Origin of the sequence: Photobacterium kasasachensis, from assembly GCF_050336885.1 — a bacterium.
GTDB lineage: Bacteria > Pseudomonadota > Gammaproteobacteria > Enterobacterales > Vibrionaceae > Photobacterium > Photobacterium kasasachensis.
In genome coordinates this window covers 385,620-404,804 of sequence record NZ_JAKJSH010000004.1, presented here as the reverse complement: position 1 = coordinate 404,804, position 19,185 = coordinate 385,620, and the positions used below count along the sequence as shown (strand labels likewise).

At 45.5% G+C, this 19,185-nt stretch carries 18 protein-coding genes; 10 read left to right on the top strand and 8 right to left on the bottom strand.

Features of this window, described 5'->3' with window-relative positions:
• Positions 1–9: 9 nt before the first annotated feature.
• The 3 genes from L4D19_RS01795 to L4D19_RS01785 all read right to left on the bottom strand — a co-directional run bounded on the left by L4D19_RS01795 (position 10) and on the right by L4D19_RS01785 (position 2,676).
• Complete coding sequence (locus tag L4D19_RS01795) at positions 10–897, bottom strand: EamA family transporter (RefSeq protein ID WP_428450904.1); 888 nt, start codon at positions 895–897, stop codon at positions 10–12.
• Between the two features lie 170 nt (positions 898–1,067).
• Positions 1,068–1,922, bottom strand: a complete 855-nt coding sequence (locus L4D19_RS01790) for a LysR family transcriptional regulator (protein WP_428450903.1) — start codon at positions 1,920–1,922, stop codon at positions 1,068–1,070.
• Positions 1,923–2,094: 172 nt separating this feature from the next.
• Positions 2,095–2,676, bottom strand: coding sequence for an outer membrane beta-barrel protein (locus L4D19_RS01785; RefSeq protein WP_428450902.1), 582 nt, complete (start codon positions 2,674–2,676; stop codon positions 2,095–2,097).
• A gap of 711 nt (positions 2,677–3,387) precedes the next feature.
• On the opposite strand from L4D19_RS01785, the gene L4D19_RS01780 reads away from it, so the two are divergent.
• Positions 3,388–4,575, top strand: a complete 1,188-nt coding sequence (locus L4D19_RS01780; RefSeq protein ID WP_428450901.1) for a dicarboxylate/amino acid:cation symporter — start codon at positions 3,388–3,390, stop codon at positions 4,573–4,575.
• Positions 4,576–4,664: 89 nt separating this feature from the next.
• On the opposite strand, the gene L4D19_RS01775 is transcribed toward L4D19_RS01780, so the two are convergent.
• Complete coding sequence (locus L4D19_RS01775; RefSeq protein ID WP_428450900.1) at positions 4,665–5,603, bottom strand: DUF3179 domain-containing protein; 939 nt, start codon at positions 5,601–5,603, stop codon at positions 4,665–4,667.
• Positions 5,604–5,683: 80 nt separating this feature from the next.
• Positions 5,684–6,478: an AraC family transcriptional regulator gene (locus L4D19_RS01770; protein WP_428450899.1), complete on the bottom strand. Its 795-nt coding sequence runs from the start codon at positions 6,476–6,478 to the stop codon at positions 5,684–5,686.
• An 80-nt stretch (positions 6,479–6,558) separates the two neighbouring features.
• On the opposite strand from L4D19_RS01770, the gene L4D19_RS01765 reads away from it, so the two are divergent.
• Positions 6,559–6,930, top strand: a complete 372-nt coding sequence (locus tag L4D19_RS01765) for a VanZ family protein (protein WP_428450898.1) — start codon at positions 6,559–6,561, stop codon at positions 6,928–6,930.
• A gap of 42 nt (positions 6,931–6,972) precedes the next feature.
• Here the strand turns inward: L4D19_RS01765 and L4D19_RS01760 are convergent, their stop codons facing one another.
• Genes L4D19_RS01760 through L4D19_RS01750 form a run of 3 tightly spaced genes read right to left on the bottom strand, consistent with a single transcriptional unit; the run spans position 6,973 to position 9,844 of the window.
• A complete protein-coding gene (locus L4D19_RS01760; protein WP_428450897.1) occupies positions 6,973–7,269 on the bottom strand; it encodes a PAAR domain-containing protein in 297 nt (98 codons plus the stop codon).
• Between the two features lie 2 nt (positions 7,270–7,271).
• The gene (locus tag L4D19_RS01755) at positions 7,272–7,841 is read right to left on the bottom strand and encodes a DUF6931 family protein (protein ID WP_428450896.1); all 570 of its coding nucleotides are present in this window, start codon (positions 7,839–7,841) and stop codon (positions 7,272–7,274) included.
• The gene (locus L4D19_RS01750; protein WP_428450895.1) at positions 7,841–9,844 is read right to left on the bottom strand and encodes a type VI secretion system Vgr family protein; all 2,004 of its coding nucleotides are present in this window, start codon (positions 9,842–9,844) and stop codon (positions 7,841–7,843) included. Before L4D19_RS01750 ends, L4D19_RS01755 begins: the two co-directional genes overlap by 1 nt.
• Positions 9,845–10,600: 756 nt before the next feature.
• Here L4D19_RS01750 and L4D19_RS01745 point away from each other — a divergent pair.
• The 8 genes from L4D19_RS01745 (at position 10,601) to L4D19_RS01710 (ending at position 19,172) form a co-directional block, all read left to right on the top strand.
• On the top strand, positions 10,601–11,968 hold the full coding sequence (locus L4D19_RS01745; RefSeq protein ID WP_428450894.1) for a type VI secretion system protein TssA: 1,368 nt from the start codon (positions 10,601–10,603) through the stop codon (positions 11,966–11,968).
• Between the two features lie 44 nt (positions 11,969–12,012).
• Positions 12,013–12,531, top strand: a complete 519-nt coding sequence (locus L4D19_RS01740; protein ID WP_239411771.1) for an Hcp family type VI secretion system effector — start codon at positions 12,013–12,015, stop codon at positions 12,529–12,531.
• Positions 12,532–12,612: 81 nt separating this feature from the next.
• A complete protein-coding gene (tssB, locus tag L4D19_RS01735) occupies positions 12,613–13,122 on the top strand; it encodes a type VI secretion system contractile sheath small subunit (protein ID WP_239411770.1) in 510 nt (169 codons plus the stop codon).
• A complete protein-coding gene (gene tssC, locus L4D19_RS01730; protein ID WP_428450893.1) occupies positions 13,122–14,603 on the top strand; it encodes a type VI secretion system contractile sheath large subunit in 1,482 nt (493 codons plus the stop codon). Before tssB ends, tssC begins: the two co-directional genes overlap by 1 nt.
• 40 nt (positions 14,604–14,643) lie before the next feature.
• The gene (locus L4D19_RS01725) at positions 14,644–16,017 is read left to right on the top strand and encodes a type VI secretion system contractile sheath domain-containing protein (protein ID WP_428450892.1); all 1,374 of its coding nucleotides are present in this window, start codon (positions 14,644–14,646) and stop codon (positions 16,015–16,017) included.
• A complete protein-coding gene (tssE, locus tag L4D19_RS01720) occupies positions 16,014–16,436 on the top strand; it encodes a type VI secretion system baseplate subunit TssE (protein WP_428450891.1) in 423 nt (140 codons plus the stop codon). The genes L4D19_RS01725 and tssE overlap by 4 nt, the downstream gene beginning before the upstream one ends.
• Positions 16,429–18,213: a type VI secretion system baseplate subunit TssF gene (tssF, locus tag L4D19_RS01715; RefSeq protein WP_428450890.1), complete on the top strand. Its 1,785-nt coding sequence runs from the start codon at positions 16,429–16,431 to the stop codon at positions 18,211–18,213. The genes tssE and tssF overlap by 8 nt, the downstream gene beginning before the upstream one ends.
• Positions 18,195–19,172, top strand: coding sequence for a type VI secretion system baseplate subunit TssG (locus L4D19_RS01710; protein WP_428450889.1), 978 nt, complete (start codon positions 18,195–18,197; stop codon positions 19,170–19,172). The genes tssF and L4D19_RS01710 overlap by 19 nt, the downstream gene beginning before the upstream one ends.
• Positions 19,173–19,185: the final 13 nt, after the last annotated feature.

Below are 19,185 nucleotides of genomic sequence, written 5' to 3'. Positions count from 1 at the left end.
TCCTTGAGATTAACTGTTACTCGATAAAACGTGTGTTGGCGTTTTCTTGGCCTTATTCGATTGATTGACGATAAATAAAATTGATACCAGAACCGTCACCACGCCAGCGATTTGTTTGATATCTAAATCCTCTCCTAAAATTATCCAGCCGAGCGTGAGTGCTGTTATCGGGCTAAGTAAGCCTAATGAGGATACAGAGGTGGATGGCAAGGCTTTAATGCCTCTGAACCATAAGGAATAAGCTAGTAATGCGCCAAATGAGCTTAAATAGAAATAACCAATGAAGTTGTTCAACGTAATGTCTGATGGAAGTGTATCAAAGGCGATAGCAAACGGGACAAGGCATATACCGCCTAGTAATAATTGCCATCCGGTAAATGACATAATATGAAGCTGTGATCCCCAGCGTTTAGATAGAAAAGTGCCTAGTGACATGGAGACTGTACCGGCAAACGCAGCCATCAAGCCGATGTGATCCCAGGATGTACTGTTATTAACGAAGATTGCCGACATTCCGGCGATGGCAAGGATACCGCTAGCCAGTACCGTAAATCTGGGTTTGTTTTGATCCACTAACCATATGATTAACATGATGATAATTGGTTGCATGGCACCAACAACCGCCGCAACACCTCCCGGCAGCCGGTAGGCGGCAACAAAAAGCAATCCCTGGAAAATACCAATATTCAGAACAGATAAAATGAGCATTTTTAATCTATTCTCTCGTCCTAAACGAGCCGGGAATAACAATAGGAGAATTAATCCAGCAGGAATAGCTCGAATAAGTGCAGCAGTAAATGGCTGGTCCTCTGGAAGTAATTCTGTGGTAACGATGTAGGTGGAACCCCATATAATAGGTGCAAGAGCTGTTAATAATATATTCTTTAAATATTGCATAGGAGATGCCTGCTCAATGTGACTCAAAGAACTTTGGCATCTATTTATGATTAACTCAATCTTATATCAGCAAAATAATCATCGCTATTTCTTATGATAATTATAGATTTTCATGATGTATTATTCCGAGTGTATGTCCTTAATTGGAAAATTTACTGTTGATATAGTTATTATTGGAGTAATTCTTTTAGCTCAACGAGTAGAACAATATCTTTGTGGCTAGGGTGATAGGTATATTGAAGCAGCACTTCACGTGTTGCGTAACCGTCGAGTTGAACTCTTGCCATTGTCTTGTCATCTATAACGGCTTCTGGAAGCCAGGCGAAGCCAACACCCTGACGCACAAGGTTGGCAGAGCTTGAGACGTTACTTGTTGCTATCTTCTGTCTGCCTGGCAGTAGACCTGTTGAGAGGTTTGTTCTCGAGCCGAGATCGGTCAGGATCACCTGACAGTAGCTGGATAAATCCTGAAGTTCTACATTGCCCATTTGAGCTAACGGGTGTGAATGGGCTACGACAAGATGTTTACTGATTGAAGCGATTGGAGCCGACGTGTGGCTTGCAAGCACTAGCGATGAAATGATGGCGCTTACGTGATTGTCTTCGAGCATTTCTTTGGCAAGAGACAAGGTCGTTTCGTAGATCTTAAGGTTTGTGTATGGATGTCGCTGGGTAAATATATCGATTGCTTGCGCCAAACGCTCGGGCGGGAAAAGGCTATCTATAGCCAGCGCGAGTGTTTTGTTGGCTTGCTCGGTCGGTTGGCAGGCTGTTTGTTCAAGCAAGTTTGCTTCGGCGAGGAAGGTTTTTACCAACGGCAATAGCTGCAGGGCAAAGGGACTGGGGACTGCGCGACGCCCCTCTAGGGTAAACAGTTTTTTTCCGGTAATGCTTTCTAAATTCTTGATTGTTGAACTTAGCGCCGGTTGCGATTTAAAAAGCAGCTTTGAAGCATTGGAGAAACTTCCCGTTTCAATAATTGTTGCAAAGACACGCCATTGATCGATGGTTGTTTTGTTAAGCATGGTTCTATTGTCCTTAATTGCCCAATGGAAGTATTGAGTGATGGGAAATAAATAGCAATAGGGCGAGCGACTTGCTTGTGTGCTGAGGTGTTACTGATGGGAGTAAAAAAGCTGTAAATACTGGCGAGGTAATAATGAGGGTATGAACATACCCTCATAAATGTAAATGTTATTAGAAGTGGTAGGCAAGGCCTATTGACATAAGATCCACATCTGTTTCATCTAGCTGGTAGCGTTCAAATTCTGCTTGAATTGAAACGCTGCTGAATTTATACGCGATGCCTGCACCAAACATAGGGTCTGTGCCATCAGCACCTTCGATTGATACATTGCTGTCAAGATTAACTGTTGAGTCCCACGCATGGAAGCCAACTTTGCCGAACAACTCAAAACTATCTGTTACAGGGAGTATACCGATAAGGGAAGCACCAAGCGTATCTTGCTCAACGGTCATTTCTTGTATACCCATAAAGGATGAAGTGTCACCAAAGTTCATTGATACTTCACCTAGGTTGGCATAGAAAAGCTCAAACGCGAAGTAGTCATTGGCACGGAAGCCACCAAATAGTTTAAATCCAGTATCTGAATCATCAAGGTCGATACCTGCAGAAGATAGTGAATTATCAATATCTGAAGTGACTAAATCGTTATAGTTTGCTTGTCCGACTGAAGCACCGATATATACATTTCCTGCATTAGCTAGTGCCGGGAATAGTGCCGTAATGATCCCTAGACCAATAATTGTTTTTCTCATTTTATTTCCAATATTACTAATGTGTTCGGCACGGATAATAAAAGATATAAAATATGTTTCCTATATTTTTGAATATTATTTTTTTGATTTTGATCATAACTTTCAGTTATTTGTTTCTATGTTGTTGTGTCAAATTTATCACTTATTCTTTGTGGGTATTATTATTGCGGCTTACGAATTGAATGTGTATTTTTATGGAGTTTCTCACCTTGTTTATAAAGTGGGTGAATACTGTTTTGAAGAAGTTTTTAATATTTAGATGCAGCACTACCGCGTGTGAGGGTGAACTTGTAAACATGCATTTTGCGTAATTGTTGCAAATTGGTTGTTAGCGACCGTGGCACAGTAATTTTGTAGGTGAATCTATCACCAGTAATCATGAGCAACTATAAACGTTCAATAATTATACGAAAGATGGATAATATTCAGATTATTGTCTCAATATGAGCTTTTATTGAATATTATTCAGTAACTGCTCGTCACTTTGATGATGCAGGGCTTTTTTATTGCTTTTTTTTGATGAATATCTACTTTGGCACAGCCTCAACAGCCATGGTTGGAACGAGCCTAAATATTGAACAGGAAGAAAATAATAGTTCGTTCCACAAACTGGTGTCAATTGATGCGATTGTAACAAGGTTGTTTAGAAGAGACGGTTTGCCAAGATTTTAAAGTGTCTCTTTACGAAATCAAAAAAGACAGGTCGATATAATGAAGCTAATTATTAAGCTATTGTGTGGAATAATTTTAGGTATATTGTTGGGGATGGTTGCACCCGATGTGATAATAAAAGGGTTGATAACGGTAAAGGTGTTTATTAGTCAGTTAATTAAGTTCACTATTCCTTTGTTAATTCTATTCTATGTTACAAGCGGTATTGCCAATTTACCGAGAAACTCAGGAAAACTGTTGGGCAAAACGGTCGGGTTGGCCTATTTGTCAACGTTGGGGGCAGGGTTATTTGCGTTCACTGTCGCTGAGCACTTATTTCCGGCTTTATTAAGCGGAGCTGGGGAAATGCCCGACGTGAAGATAATTCTGGCGCCTTTTATTGAACTTAAAATACCACCAGTAATGAATATCATGACGGCACTCACCATTGCCTTTATGTTCGGGCTGGGGATATCAAGCACAGACGCCGATCAGCTGAAAAGAATGAGTGATCAGGGCCGCGATATCATTGAGCTGTTTTTGAATAAAGTGATTATTCCGGCATTGCCATTTTATATTGCAGGTGTTTTTGCGGATATGACGGTCAAAGGGACGGTATTTGCCACACTGCACACGTTTAGTCTGGTATTGCTGGCTGTTATCGCGATGCACTGGTTCTGGCTAGCTGTTCAGTTTATTACTGCTGGTGCAGTGATGCAGCAATCCCCATTGACGTTGTTGCGTACCATGATGCCTGCCTACCTCACTGCGATTGGTACTATGTCTTCAGCGGCGACCATTCCGGTTACTCTGCAGCAGACCAAGCGAAATGGTGTATCTAACACTATTGCCAATTTTGTTGTGCCATTGTGTGCCAATATCCATATGTCTGGTTCGGTGATCAGTATTGCCAGCGTCGCAGTGGCGGTCATCATCATGACAGGCGCTGGTGCAGTACCAAGCTTGTTTGAAGCCTTGCCATTTATTGCCATGTTGGGTGTTACCATGGTGGCTGCACCGGGCGCACCCGGCGGGGCAGTAATGGCCTCTGTTGGTTTGCTGGGATCGATGCTTGGGTTTACCGAAGAGATGATTGCCCTGCAAATTGTATTGCATCTGGCACAGGATAGCTTTGGTACCGCCTGTAATGTCACTGGCGACGGTGTTATTGCTCTGATGATAGATAAGCTTTCCGATAAGCAGGAAGAAGAACAGGAAGATTTGGTTCCTGTCGAAGACGCAATCTAATTCACTCAATGATAAGCTAAATACAGATGAAGGCAGGGACGCCTTCGATTCCTCCTCCCTCTTTGATGTCCTTTCAAACCCAGTATTGTCTACTTGCTGGCCTTAAAGACTTCCGTATCCGGATAGAAGGCATACCATGCAAACCAGTACAGCATGGTTGAGCTGAGCTGCTGGCCGGTTGAATTACTGATCCAAGCCGACTGATTTTGGCTATCCCAATGAATAGTTAACGGCTTGCCTTCGAATTGATAACTGAACTTCTCTTGATCATGCTTCCTTAGTTCAGAAAACGGGAAGGCAATGTTCTGCTTGCTGCCTTTGTATCCCAATACAGTTTCTTTTACCGCATAAGTTGATGGTGCCTGGTTGGCAACCGGAAAATACAGGCGCGGTGTACGGCTATAACCTGCATAGGGATCCTGAGAGTAACTGCGGTAAAAGCCAGTCTTCGTCGAAAGGACTTTGGTGTTGGGATGATCCTCTAACCATTGCTTCCAGCGGGTCAGTGTCAGCGGGTATTGTGTCAGGGAGGTGCCGGAGGCAACGCCGCTTATCGCCTTGCCGCGAATTTGTGACCATAGTGATTCTGTTTGATGATCATACATGAGGACATCTGAGTTATAGAGCAGCCCAGATACGCCAAATGTGAGTACTTGCTTTCCAGGTTTGGCAAGAAAAGCCATTCCTGAGCCACATAGAGGGCAGTAACTGATAACAAAATGGCGGTCGTCAATACTGTCGTTGACAACTTCGTGCCAGTTAAGAATTTTGATTGGATAGGCCCTGCTCTTGCCGTTCATCGTCAGGCCAAGCACAGTGTCGTGTTGTTTGAGGAAACGCGCTTTGTTGGCATCAATAAAATGCGGAGTGAGAATCGCGGGTATGCCATCTCTTCCTGGGCCGCCAGAAAGGATCTGCTCTGCAGGAATCGTAAGGCGATCAAGAGTAAAGCCGTTAAGCGATGCGGCTTGCATACTTAACGGCAGAGTGAAGATAAGTCCGTAGAAAAGTGTTAACAACAGCTTCATTGTTCCCCCTATCGCGCTCATAAAATATAGACCGAGTCTTGGTAGGGATCTTTCATTTTACTTTTAGATAATCTCCTTGATTATTGTTCCGTTCGAGGATAAAACCGTTGTCTGTATTGCTCCGGGGTGCACTGGGCATGCCGTTTGAATAGCGTAATAAATGGGGATGCCTGGTGATAACCCAAGGTGAATGCGATTTCTTTGACTGAGAGCCCTTTGCGCAATAGATGGAGCGAGTAGATAAATTTCCGCCGTTGACGCCATTCGGTGAAGCTCATTCCCAACTTGTCCTGGCAGTGCCTTGCCAGCGTACGCTCGGTCGTATGTAGCTGGGCAGCCCAATCTTTGATTGACTTTGTAGTGGTTGGATCTTGATCAAGCTCCTGCAAAATCGGCTTGAGCAGCTTGTCATCACTATTGGGCAGAAACTGATCGTGCTCTTTGGCTTTTAATACCTGATCCAGCAATACTTTCACTAAGCGTAAATCTTGTTCTGACTCTGGTACGGTAATACGCCGTTGTTTTAAGTCTCCGACAATGGCTTCCATGATCGGACTGACTTCGAGCAGGCAGGCATAATGGGGAAGTGCATCGGCCAGCGTTGATACGATATTCATAGAGCAGTAGTTCAAACTACGTCGCATAAAGCTTTCGTGTTCAATACCGGCGGGCACCCAGACGGCATATTGCGAAGGTGAAAGAAAGCGTTTTTCGTCGGTAGTCAGCTCTAAAATCCCCCCATTGATCAACTGCAGTTGACCCCACGAGTGGCTGTGGCGTGGTGTCGTGGTATTGGGAAGAAAGACTTCGTGGCCAAAGAAAATCTCCCCCGGCGGGTTGTTGTTATCAAAGAGCGGCTGGTAGATTTTCTTCATCGTAAAGGAATTTCTATCTCTGGTGGTTTCTATATACTGCAGGTTGTTAATTATCCATACAAGGCTTGGCAAGGAATACAATGACATTCATCTTTCGCCTGATCCACAGGCGCTGGCTAGCGATTACGCTTCTTCTGTTAGCCGTTATTACTTACCTTTCTCTTACGCCTTTGGTGAGTTTACCGAGTGTACCGGGGACAGACAAAACCCACCATTTTATTGCCTATGCGGCACTGATATTTGCCGTTGCCTTAAGAAAACCGAAGCACTGGCCAGTGATTGGTTTGTTTTTATTTGGCTGGAGTGGCGGGATTGAAATCTTGCAGCCCTATGTCAATCGCTATGGTGAATGGCTGGATCTGGCCGCTAACGGTGGCGGCTTAATCTGCGGAGTGATCTTGGCTACAGTGGTCAGCTGGCTGTTTCCACACATTGATCGTGTAAATAGCTAATGCAATAACAGCCCGCTTCATGAAAAGTTGCTTTAATTAACCTCAGCCACCGATCAATACAGTTGGCATGCCTAGAATGATGGTTCCGCCATGGGCGGTAGTGTCACCCATACGGGCTGCCGGTTTACTGTTTACAAGTACGGTGGCACTGCCTTTTATGACGCTATCTGGTGGTCCGACGCAGACACACATTTGCCCTAGGGTTGCTGCGGGCATATTACCGATTAATACTGTTGTCGGTAATGGGATCAGTGGCCCGCCAACATGGGGAATTGGAACCACTGCCGGGGTTTGCATTGGACAGACATGCATGTCTGTCGCTCTCGCTGCTGGTAACATAGTTACGCCTCTATTTGGCCATTACCGCCTTGAGCGATATGTAAACCTATCTTGAAAAACTTTGCGTAGCGTGGCTTTGCATCCAGACCATCAGGTAATACGGCACAAAGATTTACCGCACCCGCTACAGCATGGGAATATAAATATTCCGGTGGCGGTACAACGGGCTCTCCCGGTGCAATCATACTCCCCCCGCTCCAGAAAGCCGCTTGGGCTACCCAGCCTGCCCCAGTTTGCAGTTGGGCTTGTTCAGCCATTTTTTCAGCAAATCGGCGAGAGGTTTCATCCGGGGTATGTACCCAGGCCTTTGCCGCGCGGACTGCATTGGCTTCATCTGGATTCCAGTCTTTTCGCTGATCAGCGCAGCAGCATGCCCACCAGATCGCCTCTCGTACAGGAAGGGCATGGGCAATGAAAATGGCAATATCGCTAAACAGCTCTGCTTCGATGGCAGCATCAATTAATGCTGCAGGTTGACGATACTGTTCAGCTAACTTGAGTATGTCCTCATTGGCTTCATAACAGGACAAAATGTCATCAACAGAGTGATGTGGAATTTTCAAATAAGTCATTAGTTAACCTTAGCTATTGCACCCTGGATCTGAACCATTGCGCCCGCCTTAACTTGCGTCATTGCGCTACCGTTTACTTCTACCAATGCCCCTTTGACATCTGTTTTAGCCTGCCCCTCAATGGAAATCATGGCGGCTTTCATTTCTGCTTTAGCCTGTCCGCTAATTGCTACCTGGGCCCCTGAAATTTTAACCCCGCTTTGGCTAAGTTCGATAGAGGAACTGCCAACAGAGAGTGTGATTTTGGTCTGACCTGAGATATCAATGCTTTGGCCATCAACAGTAACTTTGGATGAAGCGCTTATCTCTGCATTCTTTCCGGCTTTACTAGTGATGGAAGCATCAGATTCTAGTGATAGTTCTTTTTTTGCGCTGGCAGATATTTGATCTTCAGACTCAAGGCTCATTGCTTCTTTGCTTTTCCAGCCTACGGTTTTTTCTGATTCCAGGCTGGCTAACCCTGTGACAGTTTGTTTTAGATCGTTTTTGACATTGACGACGAAATCTTTTTCGGCTTGGAGAAAGATTTCTTCATTGTCTTTTTTATCTTCAAACCTGAGCTCATTGGCTGTGTCACTGCTGCCGTTAGGGGTCGTTCTTGTTTTGATTCCGCTTTGTGTCGCAGTGCTGTATGGCGGTTTGTTCTTTCCGTTGTAGATTGAGCCAGAAATCACCGGGCGGTCAGGATCACCGTCAATAAAACTGACCAGCACCTCGTCGCCAATACGAGGAATAAACTGTACTCCAAAGCCGTTGCTGGCTGTAGGCTGGGCGACAGGGATCCAGCATGAACTATTTTCATCTTTTTCCCCGTCTTTGTCCCAATGGAAGTGCACCTTGATCCGGCCCAGTTTGTCTTGGTTGACTTCTTCCCCACTCGGACCACTGACTTCACCACTTTGGATACTGTGTATACGTGGCTTATCAATAAATGTTGGTCGCCAGGTTAAGCAGGTAGGGACACATTGGAAGCTATTCTGATATTCGGATTGAGAGCCAGATTCATTGGCCTCAAAGATGTGTTCAGCTTGGGTAATTAGATATTCCTGATTGAACGAGGATTCGGTATGGTCAGTGAGGGTAAAGCGCAAGCCGGCCCCAAGAGACGGAATTGCTGAGCTGGCCTGAATGGTTATCTTACGGCTGTCACGGCTTTCCATTTGCTTTTTGGCGGCGTCTCTAATGTCCCCTTTGGTTGTATAGCCCTGACCAAAAAAGTACTCGCTGAGTGCGCTGTTATTAGCTTGGGTACTATTTCTCTCGCCGCTGGTTAAACACTCCGCCAGTTCTTCACTATGATCGGCTAACGATAATTTACTGGTACCAAGCAGGTTTCTGTAGTGCCACTTACTGATCGAAAAGGTTTTGTCCTTTGCCTGAACAATAAATGGCACAGTGCTATTCTCTGCTTTAGCGAAATCCTGGTTGCTATCGGCGATGATAACGGTAGGGCGTTGTCCACTATGATCACAATGATAGTGCCAGCCTTCGGATGCAAGTAAGCGCCTAATAAACGCAAGGTCACTCTCATTGTATTGAGTGCAGTAGTTATGTGTAACTCCTGCCTCTCGAGGTGAGAGCTTGAAATAGCTCTGTAAGCCGGAATCGGACAAGATCTCATCAATGATCTGTTTTGTCGTCATGTCCTGAAAACTTCGGCTGGTGGTCCGATAAGCAAAGATGGAGAGCGGATCGATGGCTTCGATACGGTAGGTATAAAGTTGTTTGCTGATGCTAAATTCAAGGTTTTCTATTGATGAGATAAGGGCCAAAAAACGCCGAGATTCTTGTCTCTGACCTTCAATACCTGGCGAGTATTGAATATCTAGAACTTTACCAAGCAGCTTTTCTGATAAATCTTTTTTTGACACGAGAGTCGCGGTGAAGTTTGAGCTATCTGAAATTAGCTCATTTATTATTAGTTGGGTGACGATATAAGGCCCTTTGCCATCCAACTTAGCAAGAATAGGTCGCTGTTCATCATTGTAATTGGGGGCAGACATGTAATGGCTCTCTTATTGTTCTAGAAGATCCCTCAACAATTGGCTTATGTTAAAGCAAATTCACTTGTGTAGGAAGTCGCCCATGTGGCGACATTGTTAATGCAATGTTGCTTGTCAATGTTGTTAGGTTGTGTGGTTAAACAAGAGATAAGTGTTTATTGACGTATAAATGTCCTCAATAATACATGTTCGAAATACTACTTAATAAGTAAGCTCCGTTGATCTTCTCGGTATTAGCGGTAGCGCTAATACTGAATGTGAGTGATGCAGACAAAGTTGTGCTTTATCTGCATCTTTCAATTGCCTGATAAACTTTACGCTATTATTGAAATTTATTCCCTGTAGGGATGTATCGGAATTGAGCCATTATTAGCAATTGAAATCGATTTCATTTTGCTTTCTAAGGGATATTTACTAGTTTGTTATAGCAAGCAGAGTTTTCTTCTTTTATTTGTAGAACATGACAAGTGTATGTTTATTAATTTTTGTGAGTAATGTCTATAATTTTGTACGTAATTCCCTTGTGGTCTGATGAGGCAAGGAAATACTATTAAAAGCTATAATTAGCTGATAGCATTCAAAAATTATATGATTCAGTTGGTAAATAATAAATAACAAGAGATATCTTTCAACTATATGCATGCTCCTAACATGGTGGTGAACGGTGTGCAACATTTTTTTTGTTATTAAGTGTTTTTCTGGAATCGAAATAGCTTATTGAATTAATAACTACTAATAATATAAGTGATGGATACTATGAAATTTACTGAGAGCCATCGTCAGAGTTTACTGTCACCATTGATGGAAGATAGTTTTTGTGGTTTGTATTTAAAATCAGACCGACAAGCATTCCGTCCACTCCGAAACGAATTCAACTTAGCGCAGACATCTTTAAGAAAGCTAACCCAGCACCCGGAATCGAGTGAACTTGACTCTTTACTGGATGAAAATGGTAATAATTGGGATGTACTGTCTTCCAGCCTAATAAGTGTTTTTTCTTCATCATCTCGAGATATCGAGTTGGCAGGTTGGATGATGACTGCACAAACTATTATCGACCCTAGTTTGTCCGGGCTTAAAGAAACGGTAGCTTGGTTACAGGAGTTAGTGACGGCTCACTGGGAATCACTCCAACCGATTTTGCCAGATAACAAAATTAAATCAGAGGGAGAAGATGAACGCTCCCGTGAAGTCCACGCATTTAAAGTAAAAGCTTTTGTTCAACTGGTCGGTGAGAGCGAGAATACTGGGCTATTGTATTTGCCTTTGGTGATGACCCCGTTGATTGGTGACCTGGATTATTCCCGTTACCAGAGTGAAGAGCACAAAGGAAACTTATCCAACCTTAAAAGCCAGTACCATAACCTTGCTCTGAATGAACAGGCTAGGGTTGTCGCGCTGATTGACAACCTAGTAGCAATAAAGCAGAGCTTCATAGCGATAGAGCTGAAAGTTACTGACATTTGTAAGCAGAATGGCCTGTCAGTTGTCGGTTTTCATTTTGTTATTGGCTTAATAGATAAGGTTCTGCGCGCGATCGAATTTGTTTCTGGGCTGAAGCCGGCAGTTTCGCCGGAGAAAGGTGCTCAATCTACCTCAGTCGTCACAACAGAGCAGCTTGATAAGCTTGTACCTGAAATCACTTCGGGACATATTGATATGCAAGAATCACCTGCGGCTACGCCGACTGTTTCAATATCTTCGCTTGCCAGTCAGCAAGTTATTAGTCGTGACCAAGCTTTTCATCAATTACGAGATATCGCTGACTATTTCAAAAAGACCGAACCTCACAGCCCGGTGGCCTACTTGCTTGAGAAGGCTATACGTTGGGGGTATATGCCGCTGCCAGAATTAATGGCCGAGCTGTTATCGAATCAGCAAGAGACGATTGACCGTGTTTTCAACCTGACAGGGTTGGATGAAGACGGAGAAACCTCTCTGCCGGAAATAAAACACGTAGTGCCTCAGGCCTCCGAGTTGCCTACATCGGTGAGCAGCAAAAAACTGGAGCCAGAAGCAGAAAAGAAGCCTGTTTCCCCTGTTATCGAAACAGAGAAAACGTCTAATCACGAACCACAGAAGACAGAACAGCAGTCGAAATCTAGCGGTGCTTTGCAGTGGTAGAGCGTGCTGTTGCTGCTTAATCATAAAAAAAGAGGATAGAAATTATGGCGAGCATTTATATGCGTATCGACGGTGTTCAAGTTGATGGTGGTGCAACCATTGAAGGATTGCCGGGTGAAGGATGGTTCGCACTGAGCTCATATAGCTGGGGTGCAATGCGTAATGTAGCGATGGACATTGGTAACGGTACGAATGCTGACTCAGGTATGGTTGCCATGAGCGAAGTAAATATCACCAAAGAAGTGGATGGTGCTTCAGAAGATCTACTGTCTTTCCTATTCAGTCCTGGTACTGCAGGTAAAGATGTTGAGATCGTTTTTACTAAGCCGGCACGTGATGGCTCAGGCGCTGAAATTTATTTCCAGGTGAAGCTAAACGAAGCTCGTCTTGTTTCATATAATGTGAGCGGTTCTGACGGTTCACAACCATTTGAAAGTATTGCACTTTCTTATGTTCAGCTTGATCAGCTGCACTGGCATGAAGACAATGGCGGCAAAATGGACAAAGGTGGTCTTGTTTCTTACAACGTTCCTGGTGGCAAGATGCTTTCAGGTTCTAAGTAACCTGCTTGTAGTGCGCTGCTGTAAGAGTGGCGCACGGCTCTGTTTTGTTAGGCTTCATCATTAATCAAAAGGTAGGGAAGCATGGCTCTCAATTCGCAACATAAGCGTGTTAGCAAAAACCGCGTCAGCATCACTTATGACGTCGAAACCAATGGTCAAACTGAAACAAAAGAACTGCCTTTTGTTGTGGGTGTTATTGGTGATTTCTCTGGACACAAGCCAGAAAGTGAAAAAGTCGATCTGGAAGAGCGTGAATTTACCGGTGTTGATAAAGATAATTTTGACACCGTGATGGAACAGATAAACCCAAGTCTGTCCTATAAAGTCGATAACAAACTGGCAGACGATAATAGCCAGTTTGAAGTAAACCTGAACTTCAAATCCATGAAGGATTTTCATCCCGAGCACCTGGTTGAGAACATCGACCCGTTAAAGCAACTGGTTGAGACGCGAAACCAGTTGAAAGTGTTACTGAGCAAAGCCGATCGTTCTCGTGATCTGGAGCGACTGCTAAAAGAGTTGCTGCAAAGTACGGATGCTATCCAGCATCTTGCCGGTGAACTAGGTGTTGAAAAAGGGGAGGCTGAATAATGTCGACAGAACAACAAAGTGTAGCTCAGCAAGCTGAAACTGCTGGTGTAGAAGCCAGTTTCCTAGATCGTGCGATTTCTGCCACGACACAAACTCCAGTCGATACCACCAAAGAGTTGCTCTCTGTATTGACATCGCAAGCGCTGGAAGGAACGGTTACGTGGGACAAGAACCTGACCTTGACGATTGAGAAAGCTATCGCAGCCTTGGACGTGAAAATTTCAGAGCAGTTATCGACTGTGATGAAAGATGAGGCTTTCCAAAAGCTGGAAGGTACTTGGCTAGGCCTGCAAAAGTTGGTTAAAAACAGCGAACTGGGCCCAGATTTAAAGATCAAGTTGGCAGACTACACCAAAGAAGAGCTACTTGAGCAATTTGAAGATGCCCCTGCTATCGATCGTAGCCGTTTATTTACCACAATCTACCAGGAAGAGTACGGTACGGCTGGTGGTCAGCCATACGGTGTATTGCTAGGTGATTATGAGTTTGGATATGGTGATGAAGATGTCGCCTTGCTCCGCTATATGGGAGAAGTCGCAGCAGCGTCGCATGCTCCGTTTATCGCGGCAGCCAATGCCAGCATGTTTGATTTTGAGTCATTCGAGACCTTCAACGAAGGCAAACCAGTGGCAGCCGGCTTTGACTCACCTGCCTATGCTAGCTGGAATGCGTTCCGTGAAAGTGATGATTCACGTTACGTCGCCCTTACGCTGCCGAAAACGATAGCACGCCTGCCTTATGGCCAGAGTACTGTACCTGTTAGTTCTTTCCAGTATGAAGAGTTTGCCACTGATGCAAATGGCAAGGCAGTACCTCAGTCTCAAGATGACTTCGTCTGGAGCAATGCTGCATATGAATTTGGCCTGTTATTGACCCAAGCCTATAGCCAGTACGGCTGGTGTACGGCAATCCGTGGTGCGGATAACGGCGGTAAAGTTGAAGATCTGCCTAACTTCACTTATTACTCTGCGGCTGGTGATTTGCAACAGCAGTGCCCGTCAGAAGTTAACCTGACCGACGAACGCGAAAAAGAGCTGAGTGACTTAGGTTTCTTGCCTTTGGTGCATTATAAGAACACTAATTATGCAGCATTCATGGGTGCCCAAACAGTTCATAAGCCAAAGACTTACGTTGATCCTGATGCAACAGCGAATGCGGCGATTTCTGCACGTCTGCCATACACCATGGCGAGCAGTCGTATTGCTCAGTACCTGAAAGTGATGGGACGCGACCGTATTGGCTCGAACGTTGATGCCAACGAAGTCGAGAAAGAGATGACCAACTGGGTTCAGCAATATGTAAACCCGAATGCGATAGGTAACGAGGCGAAAGCCAAGTATCCACTTGTCGAAGCACGTGTCATCGTCGAGGAGCAGGCTGGCCGTCCGGGGAGCTACTCCGCGATTGCTCACCTTCGTCCTTGGCTGCAGATGGAAGAGCTTACGACCTCGCTACGCATGGTCGCCAATATTCCAGGCTAATTAATATACTCGGGAGCTTCGGCTCCCGAGCGGAGCTTATATGACAGTGACCAACCCAACATCATCCGCCAATGTCTTGAATGACTCAGGGCCTTGGCGAATGCTGTTTGAGCATGCAAGGCACCACGATACCAGTCAATTTAAGGCACAGTTGAGCCGTGTTATTTCTCAACTGGATCAACTCATGAGCGAGCAGCTTTCCGCGGTTATTCAGGCCAGCGAGTTTAAGCAGCTTGAAGCGACCTGGTCTGGGTTGCATAGCCTGGTTCAGCTCCCTGTCTCGAGCCGCCGGATCAAAGTGAAACTGCTGGATTACAGCTGGAATATGCTATCGACGGATCTGAACCAGTCTTTTGAAATCAGTCGCAGTGCACTGTTTAAAAAAGTGTATTCCAAAGAGCTGGATACTGCAGGTGGTCAGCCGTTTGGGTTGCTGGTCGTTGATCATCATGTTCATTCTGATCTGGATGAAAAGTGTGATTTCGATGATCTTTATACGCTGCAATTACTGGCTGAGCTCGGAGAACGTTCGCTGTGTCCCGTCGTACTGGGTGTCGATAATTATTTCTTCGGAGATGACCCGTCTCGATTAGCCCATGATCATGCCAGGATAGATCGTATTCTGACTAGCCTGGATCTTCAGAGCTGGCAGTTATTGCGTGAACATCATTCGAGCCGATTTCTACATTTGGTCCTACCTGAATACCGGGTTCGAGCCCCTTGGCAGCATTACCCTGCTGGGTTTGTGTTCAGTGAAGCAAACACTAACAACAGTGTCTTATGGGGCAATGCGGCTTATTTATTGGCAGCCAATGTGATCCGTGAATTTGACCGGATCAGTTGGTTTGGTTTTTTGCGGGCACATGATGCAACGGGTAACCATGGGGTGCTGATAGATTTAAATGGCAGTGCCTGTTCGCCACTAAAAGCGCGTATCGATATATTCAGTGAGAGTGATAGCTTTTGGGCCGATCAAGGGTTCGTTCCCGTTTCTAGCCTCTATCTTAGTGGCCAGCTGGGACTATTTAGCAACCAGTCAGTATGGAAGCCTGTCAGTGAAGCCAGCAAAACTAGCGGAATGTTACAAACCAACTTGATGGCCTGTCGCTTTGGTCATTATATCAAAGCCCAAATGAGGGATCAGGTCGGTAGTTTTGACAGCGCGGCAACATGCCAGCGCGAACTGGATAGATGGTTGCAGACTTATATCAGCAATGTCGATTATGGCGACGAATCAATAATGGCGCGTTATCCGCTCAAGCATGCGGAGGTTCGTTTTATCGCAGATCGGCATGACACGACTCGTTACCGCTGCGAAATCAAACTGCAGCCGCAATACCAGTATGAAATGCTCGATACCCATATCACGCTAATGACTGATGTTTCGTCCGACAAGCTGGGAGAGACAGTATGAGTTTGATGGCTAAGCTAAAAGGTCAATGGCGTGGGGATGTGGATGATATTCGTGATGCCATCATTGAAAACCTGTCTGCTGTGCTGTCGGCAAGGGCTCCGATGTGGGAGAGCCCTGAGTTGAGCTCTCTGGTGCATGAATCGATTGCGACATTAGGTATGGTGAGTTCATTGCGCAGTCAGGGCAAGAGTAGTAGTGAGCTGATTCTTCATGACGTTAAGCAGCTGATTGTTAAGTTTGAACCGCGACTGAAAGATGTTGTTATCGAGTTGGACGAAAACTCTGTTGCTACCAATAAGCTCAAGTTCCGGATCGAGGGGCTTATCAGCAGCAAGTTTGGTGATGAAGTGGTGGTGCTTGATTCTAGCCTTGATTTTACCACCAGTAGTTTAGATGTAAGGAAAACGAACCTTGTCTGAGTCATTACTAAGTTATTTTGAACAAGAGCTGGCATTTATTCGTCAGGAGGCGGGTGAATTTGCTCGCCGCCATCCTGGAGCTGCCAAGTCTCTGGGGATCAGTGACGACAGTGTTGATGACCCGCAGATTTCCCGCTTGATTGACAGCGTAGCGTTGCTTAATGCCCGGTTGCAGCAGCGGTTGGATGACTCGTTTCCACAGCTGACCGATAGTTTGCTTCGATTGTTGTTTCCGCATTATCTTCGCCCGATCCCGGCATATAGTATTTTGAAAATGCAGCCTGCTGATGAGGTTAGTGCCAGACACTTTATTCCGAAAGGTACCCACCTTGGCATATCGGATGCAGATATAGATACGACGGTTTTTCGAACTTGTCAGGATTTGACCTTGTATCCGGTCAAGATAACTTCTGCGCATGTGGCGATGGCACCTTTTGATACTGAGAAACCGCACGGAGCAGAGTATGCTAAGGCGATGCTGGAAATTAAGCTTCAGACTACAGATCCGAGTATATTGTTTTCCGATCTTGATCTGACATCCTTGGAGCTATTCCTACGCGGTGAGACGCAGTCGATTCTCCGGTTGTATGATCACCTGTTAGGAGGGGTTAAGCAGATCTGCGTTCAGTACGGCGAGCAACGGATATCGCTGGGTAGCGATGCGTTGCAACCCGTTGGTTTTGAAAGCCAGCAACAAGTTCTACCGTATAGTGCACGTAGTTTTGGTGGTTTTCAGCTACTGACAGAGTTCTTTACCTTTCCAGAGCGATTTCATGTTATTGCTCTGGATCTCGCCCAGTCGCTGCAATATGCCAACACCAATGAGATAAAGATCCAGCTGTTTCTTGATGATATGGCGGTCGATCTGTCACGAAGCCTTGGAGCGGATAACTTTCACCTGTTTTGTACTCCGATTATTAACTTACAATCGATGACGGCTGAACCGCTCAGCATAGACTTTGGCCATAGTCAGTACCCGTTAGTGCTGGATGCTGGCGGTCTGCAACAGCTTCAGTTGTTTGCCATAGAGCAGGTGCTTGATGTCACAGAGCGACAGAGCTGCTCGGTACCGCCCTTGTACGGTGAAAAATATAAAGGGGCAGAGACAGGCCTCAGGTGGCAGCTGGTACAGGACTGGCACAGTGAATCCGTATTGCAAAGTAGCTTGCGGGTGGCCGATCTTGAGCATAAAAGTGCTAACAGTGAAGCACGTACTTGGCTGGTATCGACAACTTGTTCCGATGGAGAGATTGCCGGGCACCTATCGATTTCTAGCCAGGTGAGCTGTCGCGATTCCATTTCTCTACCAGCACGGTTGCAATTGCTGCGCCGTCCGACCAGGCAGATCCGAATCAAATCGGCTGAACAAAATGCCTGGCCTTTGCTTGCCCATCTCCACTTTAACTACCATTCCCTGTTAGGAGCGGACGATCCAGTAGCATCGCTCAAGGCAATGCTGAATTTATATAATCATACCGAAAGTTCGCAAAACATGGCCTATATCGCTGCGATACAAGGTATTGAGCAAGAACAGGTAGTGGCGCCGATCCGAATTTCAGGCAAAAGCTGTTTTGCCTACGGGACTCGTATCAGTATTACCCTCAGCACCAAGGAGTTGGGGGGAGGTGGTATCGAGTTGTTGTCTCGGCTGCTAGACCGCTTTTTTGCATTTTTCGCCGGGTTTAATAGCTTTACCCAAGTGGTGATAATGCTTGAAGGCTCTGAAGGGGAACATAAGGTATTTCCAAGGAGGTCCGGGTGCAAGAATATGCTCTGACTCGGCTTCTTGAGCAGCCATACACTTTTGACCTTCATCGTGCTATGCAGTTGGTTAAGCATGAGGCTGCCACCTTGGGGGGTAGGCCAACTGTATCGTTCACAGCCAGCCTGCTACCTGCGTATCAGCAGGCAGATATTGTCGAAGCCAGCAACCCGGTTGCCAGCCAATGGGCATTTACCTGCGACTTGCCAGCGCTGTCCGGTAGCCAGGGGGTCATGCCCCGTTCAAGCTATAACGAGTCGCTTAAGGAACTGTTTGAGCAGGGCAACTATGCGCTGGTTGATTTTTTGAATGGGTTTAATAACCGCTATTATCGTTTGCACTGTCAGGCAGAACTCAAGAATGATATGGCGGCCCAGGCCGAAGAAGAGCATTTTGACTGGAATCGTCATAGCATGTCATTGACGGCTATGTTGGCGAACCTTAATGGTGATCTTGGTAATAATCGTACTCTTCCTTCTGGCCATTTGGTCCAATATTCGGGCCTGTTTGGTATGAAATTGTCATGTCCCCTGACTTTGAAACAATTGTTGATTGACTACTTTGAGTACGACTTTGATGTTGAATATGGTGATGTGGATTATGTACCACTGTTGCCATGTAGCGTGACTAAGTTGGGAAAAACAGGCCAAAACAATCAATTAGGCTTTGGTGCGCTGGTAGGAAAGAGTGCCGTTACCGCCTTCCAGTACCTTGAGATACTGATCAAACCGAATAATAACCATCAATTTAACCAGATCCGAGATGACCATCAACTGGCCAGAGCGATAGAAGCATTTGTTCGGCATTACATGGGGGTCGATCTCAAGCTGAAGCTGATGATAAAGGTTGATGGTAAGTATCTGCCCGGTTTGCGCCTAAGCGCCAGCAGCCGTTCTGATATTCGTCTGGCGCAATCGACTTGGCTTGCCCCGAAGCAAATAACCCGAGAACACGTGGTAATGCCACTTAAATAACAGCAAGGATACA

Bases quoted from the DNA above. Each gene is read 5' to 3' on its own strand.
- tssC (WP_428450893.1), top strand. From the start codon at position 13,122: ATGTCGACAGAACAACAAAGTGTAGCTCAGCAAGCTGAAACTGCTGGT.
- L4D19_RS01775 (WP_428450900.1), bottom strand. From the start codon at position 5,603: ATGAAGCTGTTGTTAACACTTTTCTACGGACTTATCTTCACTCTGCCG.
- L4D19_RS01770 (WP_428450899.1), bottom strand. From the start codon at position 6,478: ATGAAGAAAATCTACCAGCCGCTCTTTGATAACAACAACCCGCCGGGG.
- L4D19_RS01795 (WP_428450904.1), bottom strand. From the start codon at position 897: ATGCAATATTTAAAGAATATATTATTAACAGCTCTTGCACCTATTATA.
- tssB (WP_239411770.1), top strand. From the start codon at position 12,613: ATGGCTCTCAATTCGCAACATAAGCGTGTTAGCAAAAACCGCGTCAGC.
- tssE (WP_428450891.1), top strand. From the start codon at position 16,014: ATGAGTTTGATGGCTAAGCTAAAAGGTCAATGGCGTGGGGATGTGGAT.
- L4D19_RS01755 (WP_428450896.1), bottom strand. From the start codon at position 7,841: ATGACTTATTTGAAAATTCCACATCACTCTGTTGATGACATTTTGTCC.
- L4D19_RS01760 (WP_428450897.1), bottom strand. From the start codon at position 7,269: ATGTTACCAGCAGCGAGAGCGACAGACATGCATGTCTGTCCAATGCAA.
- L4D19_RS01785 (WP_428450902.1), bottom strand. From the start codon at position 2,676: ATGAGAAAAACAATTATTGGTCTAGGGATCATTACGGCACTATTCCCG.
- L4D19_RS01780 (WP_428450901.1), top strand. From the start codon at position 3,388: ATGAAGCTAATTATTAAGCTATTGTGTGGAATAATTTTAGGTATATTG.
- L4D19_RS01750 (WP_428450895.1), bottom strand. From the start codon at position 9,844: ATGTCTGCCCCCAATTACAATGATGAACAGCGACCTATTCTTGCTAAG.
- L4D19_RS01765 (WP_428450898.1), top strand. From the start codon at position 6,559: ATGACATTCATCTTTCGCCTGATCCACAGGCGCTGGCTAGCGATTACG.
- L4D19_RS01740 (WP_239411771.1), top strand. From the start codon at position 12,013: ATGGCGAGCATTTATATGCGTATCGACGGTGTTCAAGTTGATGGTGGT.
- L4D19_RS01790 (WP_428450903.1), bottom strand. From the start codon at position 1,922: ATGCTTAACAAAACAACCATCGATCAATGGCGTGTCTTTGCAACAATT.
- L4D19_RS01725 (WP_428450892.1), top strand. From the start codon at position 14,644: ATGACAGTGACCAACCCAACATCATCCGCCAATGTCTTGAATGACTCA.
- L4D19_RS01745 (WP_428450894.1), top strand. From the start codon at position 10,601: ATGAAATTTACTGAGAGCCATCGTCAGAGTTTACTGTCACCATTGATG.